Source organism: Marinobacter sp. UBA2498, assembly GCF_002341575.1.
GTDB classification, from domain to species: domain Bacteria; phylum Pseudomonadota; class Gammaproteobacteria; order Pseudomonadales; family Oleiphilaceae; genus Marinobacter; species Marinobacter manganoxydans.
Window position 1 is genome coordinate 20,982 of the sequence record NZ_DDOI01000109.1, and the last position, 7,047, is coordinate 28,028.

The 7,047-nt window shown below is 57.2% G+C and carries 4 protein-coding genes; 3 read left to right on the forward strand and 1 reads right to left on the reverse strand.

Features of this window, described 5'->3' with window-relative positions:
- Positions 1-80 precede the first annotated feature (80 nt).
- The 3 genes from B2W52_RS15350 (at position 81) to B2W52_RS15360 (ending at position 4,204) form a co-directional block, all read left to right on the forward strand.
- Positions 81-2,252, forward strand: coding sequence for a hypothetical protein (locus B2W52_RS15350; RefSeq protein ID WP_273071667.1), 2,172 nt, complete (start codon positions 81-83; stop codon positions 2,250-2,252).
- Between the two features lie 89 nt (positions 2,253-2,341).
- Complete coding sequence (locus tag B2W52_RS15355; RefSeq protein WP_273071666.1) at positions 2,342-3,277, forward strand: glucosaminidase domain-containing protein; 936 nt, start codon at positions 2,342-2,344, stop codon at positions 3,275-3,277.
- Between the two features lie 12 nt (positions 3,278-3,289).
- On the forward strand, positions 3,290-4,204 hold the full coding sequence (locus B2W52_RS15360; protein WP_273018055.1) for an acyltransferase: 915 nt from the start codon (positions 3,290-3,292) through the stop codon (positions 4,202-4,204).
- On the opposite strand, the gene B2W52_RS15365 is transcribed toward B2W52_RS15360, so the two are convergent.
- Positions 4,170-6,872 carry a LuxR C-terminal-related transcriptional regulator gene (locus B2W52_RS15365; protein WP_339622438.1) on the reverse strand — a complete coding sequence of 901 codons (2,703 nt, stop codon included), beginning with the start codon at positions 6,870-6,872 and terminating at the stop codon, positions 4,170-4,172. The genes B2W52_RS15360 and B2W52_RS15365 overlap by 35 nt on opposite strands.
- Positions 6,873-7,047 lie beyond the last annotated feature (175 nt).

A 7,047-nucleotide genomic window follows, 5' to 3' on the forward strand; every position in this document is an offset into this window, starting at 1 on the left:
CTTTCGTGCTTTTCCTCACGCTTTCCCGAGAATCCGACTGTTAGACTGTCTGCCTGTATTTTCTGCACGGATAGCCAGGCATGCGATTCACACTCGGTTTACTCCTCTCCTCGACTCTGGTGCTCACCGCGGGATGCGGAAGTGGCGAAGATGCCATTGCCGGCGCAGCCGGACAGCCCAATGACTTCGCGGGAAACAAGAACCCGGTCGATGATTTCAGTTCCGGCAGCACCGGCGATTCCTCGAACACAGGCGGCCTGGCCAGCAATGAAGTCCGGGTAACCATGGAAGTACCGGGTGGTGTCACCAGCGACGGCGAGCCTACCCGCCGCAACCTGAGAATCGTGCAACCGGACAGGGTGAGTGTTTACTACACCAACCCGGCCTTGCAGAACCTGGGCGAGCCTCCCATTTCCAGCCGCACCGACAGCGAAGGTTTCACCATTATCGAATTCACAGAAGGCCTGCCCCTTGGACCGGATGTGATTATCGATGCCAGTTATGGCAACACCCGAATGCGAGCCCTGGCCGCCGATGCTGACCGGGATGTGAAGGTGAATCCCTTCTCCGAGTACCTGGTGCGCAATACGCTCAGCAGCTACACCGCCGGCGAGTTCCAGACCATTATGGATTGCGTTGCCGATGAGGGCGGCGAGCCGTGCCTGAACAAGTATGTGTGGTCTACCCTGGCCGACCAGGTGCACGACTTTGAAATTGAGATTCCTTCCAATGTTGGCCTCGGCGGTGCCCTGGATATTCTCGAAGATCGGGGAGACTTTGCCCGTTACGTGAGCGCAATGGCCGACTACGCGGTGCTCGATGAGACGTCCTCGGGAAAGATAAGCGCCAGTTCCGCAGACTATAATTCGGTATTCCTGGGCATCGAGTTGGGGCAGACCTTTCTCGAGTCTACCCTGAGCGGGTCCGGACAATGGGGTGTTCGAACGGCCCAGGAAGAGGTGCTGACCGATGATAATGGCACCGGCTATGTCTATCCGGCTCTCACCCTGACCAGCTTTGATGCCTTCAACATCCGAGTGACCTCTCTGGCCAACGATATTCCATACGATCGCGAGGCTCTGATTCACCAGGCGGGAAACGACTTCTTCGTGCGGGGCTCTGAATACTGGGAACGGAACACTCATTCTTCATCCCCCGGAGCAGCCACGCTGTTGGAAGACACCCGCCTGCTGGCAGGCCGGGCCCTGTATCAGAGCATTACCGGCCGGGGCAGCTCGAAAATTATTGGCTGGACTCGCAATCCCTACTATCTGGACGCCTTCACAAGCGCGCCTGAGGATGAAACCACTGGGCCCGACCGGGTGATCAGCGGCTATTTCAGCGCTGGCAAAGCGATCGAGCTGGAAGCAGACGGCGACCAGTTGCGGCGGCTGGGTACTCTGGAGGATCAGTATCTGTCAGTTCTTGAGGTCAACCTCCTCAGAAAGGAGGGATTCGACGCCGACAGTCTGAATGGCCGCGACTACAACATGCTGTATCTTGGAACCCGATTCAGCGACGAGACAACGCCTCTCACCATCGAAACAGGCGTTGGCCAATGGCAGATTTCTGGCGGTACAGTTAACCAATCCCAGAGCTTTACGTCATTACAACGAGACAGTTCAGGCACTGTCTCGACGGACTCCAGCGGTACCCGAGCAGAATCCTGGACCCTGAGCAACCGAACCTCGCGGCTCAGCAACGGGGATGTGGATATCGGACGACTGAACCTTGACATCACCACCGCTTCCGGTGATTTCCAGCAGCCAGATATTGGTGTCGGTGCCAGCACCCCGGATGGCACCCTGATGGCATTCAACCTGGACGATAGTCCCTTGGGCGACGGTATCCTGATTGCCGCGGAACAAACCGCGAACACCGCACCGGCTTCGGGACAGTTCAGGCTTCAGGGCGTGGCCCTGGCCCTGACATCGCAGACGAACCGCCTCCGACATTTTGACAATGCCCTGCTGACCATCGAATCCTCAAGCTCGGCAACACTCTCGCCGACTTCGCTGACCAGCACCCATTCCGTTGATGACGAGACCGTGACAAAACCTGCGCTGGAGAGCCTGGCGGACATCGACCTGGCGCTCAGCCAACTGGGCGACGGGAGGGTAGAGTTCACCTCAGGCAACCTTGTGCTTGAGGGTTTTCACACCGCCAGTCAGGACCAGTTCTATTTGCGTTTCCGATCCACATGGGGTGGTGAGGAACAGATCGGTTTGCTTGTTGCAACACGACTGCCCTGACGGCAGTGGCATCCGACAAAACCCAACTGGCAAACGCTCTCGTATAACCTGTTATAATCATTGCTATATCGATTGAAACGAGAGGTTTTATGTCTGCGGGTAAACGGGCCATCATACTGATGCTCCCCCTGATTGCATTTGCGATCGGCGGTGGCTTTTATACGCCACAGGCCAGTATTGACCGGATCAACTCCGATAACACAGGCTCCGAACCCGCACTGTCTTCTCTGCCCCCGCTCCCAAGTTGGGCCAACGACGACTTGCCGGATTTTTCTCAGTATCAGGACACCACGGAGAAAAAGGCCGCGTTCTTCTCGTTTCTTTACCCACGGATTGTTCTGGCCAACTCCCGGATTCTGATTGAGCGCGACTACCTGGATAGCCTCGCTGCGAAAGAGACATTGACCAGCAAAGAGTATGATTGGCTGGCCCAACAGTCTGAGCGATTAAGGGTAGATGCCGAGCCCGGCAGCGACGAGCAGTTTGCCCTGCTACGCATGCGCCTCGATGTGATTCCTCCGTCTCTGATCCTGGCACAGGCCGCCAATGAATCCGCCTGGGGCACCTCCCGATTTGCCACGAAAGGTAATAACCTTTTTGGGCAGTGGTGCTTTTCAAAAGGTTGCGGGCTTGTTCCCCGCGGCCGGGCAGAGGGCGCGAGCCATGAGGTGGCCAAGTTCTCCTCACCCTATCGGTCGGTTCGTGCGTACATACAGAACCTGAATCGCCACCCGACCTATCAGTTGTTGCGAGACGTCCGGCTCGAAGACCGCCGTGATAATGCCCCTCTCTCAGGCCTGGAGCTTGCAGAGGGTCTGCTTGGCTACTCCGAGCGCGGAGAAGAATACATTGAAGAGATCCGGGCAATGATTCACTACAACAACCTGGAGTTTTACGACGACGATTTCCGCAGCGTGGTTAGAAACCTCGAACCCGGCAGCCTCGAACAGCTGGCTTCTACCGAAGCGGAAACCGGTTTGCTACCCCGCCAATCATCACTGAAAACCAACCCGGCTGAAGGTTAGAGACTCCACCCCATGCTCGATTTTCTTCCCGCGCCGCTGAAGGGGACTTTGGCGGCCCTTCTCATCCTGTGTAATACGTTGGTGCTGATTCCGTTTCTTCTCGCAGTCGCCCTGCTTAAACTCGTTCTGCCCATTACCGCCGTACGCAAGGGCTGCACGGTGATCCTCAACACCATCGCGTGGCTCTGGATTGGCTTCAACAATCTTCTGATGGATCTTCTGCACAAGGTCGACTGGGATGTGCGGGGCGTGGAAAATCTCAGCCGGAAGCACTGGTATTTTGTCACCTGCAACCATCAGAGCTGGGCCGACATTCCCGCCATTCAGTATGTGCTGAACAGCCGGATCCCCCTGCTGAAGTTCTTCCTGAAGCGACAACTGATCTGGGTGCCATTACTCGGGGTTGCCTGGTGGGCGCTGGATTTTCCCTTTATGCACCGCCATACCAAAGAGCAGATCGCCAAACGCCCGGAGCTGAAGGGGAAGGATGTGGAGGCCACCCAGGCTGCCTGCGAGAAGTTTCGCTACACGCCGGTGACCATCTTCAACTTCATGGAGGGCACCCGGTTTACACCCGAGAAGCATGATCGCCAGAACTCACCCTACAAGCACCTGTTGAAACCAAGAGCAGGCGGAACGGCTTTTGTACTGGGCGCGATGGGCGACATGATTCACACCATGCTGGATGTCACGATCGTGTATCCCGACGGCAGGGCCGGCTTTTGGGATTACCTTTGCGGGCGAATCCGAAGGATTACTATTGACGTGCGGACGCGGGAAATTTCAGGCGAGTTTCTGGGAATGGATTACGAAAACAACCGGGAGACCCGGATTGCGTTCCAGCGCTGGGTGGGTGAGATTTGGGCCGAAAAAGATGCGCGAATCGATGAGCTTAAAGCAGCCCAAGCTCCCGGGCCCGGACAATAGCCTGGGTTCGGGATTTCACTTCCAGCTTGGCATTGATTCGACGCGCGTGGGTTTTCACCGTGTGCAGGGAAATATGCAGCTTGTCAGCTATTTCCTGGTTTGAAAGCCCTTTTGCAATCAGCTCAAGCACGCCCTGCTCCCGCTCACTGATGGGTTCTGCCAGGGTGTCCAGGGTACCAGCGACCTCACGCAGCTCGAACACCTCGCCCAGCGCCTCTTTAAACGCACTCTCGGGAAGCTGACCAAAGCCCTTCGTCATTAGCTCCTGCAATTCGTTCCTGAGCTCCCGGAACGGACTGATGAAGTGCTCTGCAGCAGCCTCATTGACGACAGTAGACAGAATCTTCAGGGCAACCACCGGTCCCTTTTCATCCAGAACGATCACAGCCTCAAGCAAGCGCATGTGGAGCTCTACGCCCCATGGAATGGCTCCCTCATATCGTTCACGGATACCCTGGAGTGTTTCCCGGGCTTTTATCAGATCACCGCGGGCCAGGTCGACCCGAACCTGAAGGCAGTCCAGCAAGCCCGGCATCATGGGGAAAAGCTCCGGTACGCAGCCCGCTTCCCGGTAAGGAGCAAGCTTTCGAACCGCCTGATCGGCACTGTCGATCTGATTCTGCGACAACCAGCAGTTGGCTTTCAGGGCCTCGAGAACAGGTACGAACAGGGATTCGTCGACTTGCCAGGAATGCATGGTACGCTCGGCCCGACCAATCCAGACAAACGCATCCTCCAATCGCCCCTGGGCCCGACACATCAAGACACGAATGGTCATCGCCAGCAGCAGTCCAAGATCCCTGGTCTGTTCAGCATGTCGCCCACAGGTGACCAACAGGCGATCTGCTTCCGCTTCACGGCCCTGATGCCAAAGCACAAGCACCAGATTCAGTTGCAGGCGGGTTTCACCAATCCGGGCAGGACGCGAGAGCTCCTGCATGGCGGTATCGAGACCGGTGCGCAACAATTGCTCTGCATGTTTCAGGGCGCCTTTGCCCAGTTCGATCCGGGCATGGGCATAAACCGCCAGTGCTTCCGAACCGGAATCGCCCGCTTCTCTTGCCAGTCTCGACGCAGCCCGGTTTGCTTCCCGGGCCTCCGGGAATCGACCCGCGGCGCACAATGCACTGGAACGGACCATCTGCGTGACAAGCTGGCCCTGAGTACTGAGTTCCCCGTCAGCCAGGGCCTCATCAGCCATGTCCAAAGCCGGCCCAACACTGCCCTCGCCCCGCAGGATAAACGCTTTCAAGGCACGAATCCGTGCAGCCTGCTCCTGTCGGTCGGTCACAGCCAGACCATCAATCAGCGCTCGAGCCTGGCGGAACTGGCCGCTAATTGCATGAACCCAGCTATAGACAATTCTGAGACGCACGCTTCGTTCCAGGAGCTGGGCCGGCAGACTCTTTCGAAGGCGCAGGAGCGATGCGGTATCCTGACCCAACAGCAAAGCCTCTGATCCCTCAGCGGCTATGCGGATGACTTCCTCGGCATCTCCAGACAGTAGCGCGTATTTCAATGCTTCCGGGAACTGGTCGCGCACGCCAAACCATCGGCTCGCCTGCAGCATCCGCTCCGAATAACCGGCCATTACGGGCGACTTCAGCCATTCCTGCAACAACGGGTTTACACGGAACCAGCGACCACGGCCCGGCATCGGCTTCAGGGGCAGCCCCCGCTCGGCAGCCTGAGAGGGAACAAAGCCAGCTTCAGGCAGGAGTCGCTCAAGCGCCAGGAACAGTTCATCGGAGCACAGTTCAAGTTCTGCAATACCCCGCATGGACCGCATCTGCCCCGGGGTCAGATTGCCAAGCACCGACTCCTTCAAAAACCTTTCAACGCTCGGTGTTTCCTGAATGGGTTTGCGCTCGATATTCTGAGCAACCTCCCGACGATACAGCGCCAACGGCGTCGCCCAGCCCTCGGTCATATAGTAGAGGTTATCGACAGCAACGCTGGTGAGTTCGCTCTTCGTCGTGGCGGACCGGAAAAACTCGAAGGTTTCTGAACGGGAAAACTCAAGCGTTTCAGACCCGATGCGGGTGAAACGGTTTTCCAGCTCGAGGCTGTGCGTTTCGAAAGGTAGCGCCTTACGGGAGATAAGAACGATGGACGAACCACTCGGAAATTCCATCACCAGCTGTTGAAGCAGGTCCACTACGGCGGGATTGCTGAGATTTTGGAGGTTGTCGAGCACCAGGACCCGTGGCTGGCCGGAACCCTCACGCGCCAAAGCGACCTGCATCATCGAAAGGGTATCCGAGAAGGTGGCGCCGCTCTGGAGCCCCTGCTCCGGGGTTTCAGGCAGATCCAGGGCAATGGCAAGCAAGGTCAGGAAGCGGGATGGTGCATTATCCTGGGAGTTCAGCGTAATCCAGCGGACTTGATCGGCAGCCATTTGAGCGCTGACGAGGCCGCTGACCACAGCGTGGGATTTGCCGTAACCACAGGGCGCCTCCAGAAAAAGAACACCTCTGGAAGTCAGTGCTTCGGCAATCCTGGTATCAAGCTTTGGCCGAACCATTGAATCGGACGGAACCGGGGGAATATGAACCCGTTGTCTGAGCAGGTCCCTGATTAACTCGCCCCGTTGAAGACCACTGTTCGCTGACTGGAATTCGTCGTTGGCTGCACAGCCATCATTGAATGGTTTCACGCACTGCCCCATTTAGCTCCGGCTCGCACTGCCTTGCACCGCCGGAAAAGTGGATCTTGCACTGACTTTTCAATGGCGACCGACATCGGGTACGCCTTTAGTATGATAAGAAGGTTAAACCAATTGAGGGGTGGGCTGCAAAATTTTGACGTGAAAGGGTTTTCCAGGGTGTAAAAAAAACGGCGGG

Coding starts and splice junctions, on each gene's coding strand:
- B2W52_RS15355 (WP_273071666.1), top strand. CDS start 2,342: ATGTCTGCGGGTAAACGGGCCATCATACTGATGCTCCCCCTGATTGCA.
- B2W52_RS15365 (WP_339622438.1), bottom strand. CDS start 6,872: ATGGGGCAGTGCGTGAAACCATTCAATGATGGCTGTGCAGCCAACGAC.
- B2W52_RS15350 (WP_273071667.1), top strand. CDS start 81: ATGCGATTCACACTCGGTTTACTCCTCTCCTCGACTCTGGTGCTCACC.
- B2W52_RS15360 (WP_273018055.1), top strand. CDS start 3,290: ATGCTCGATTTTCTTCCCGCGCCGCTGAAGGGGACTTTGGCGGCCCTT.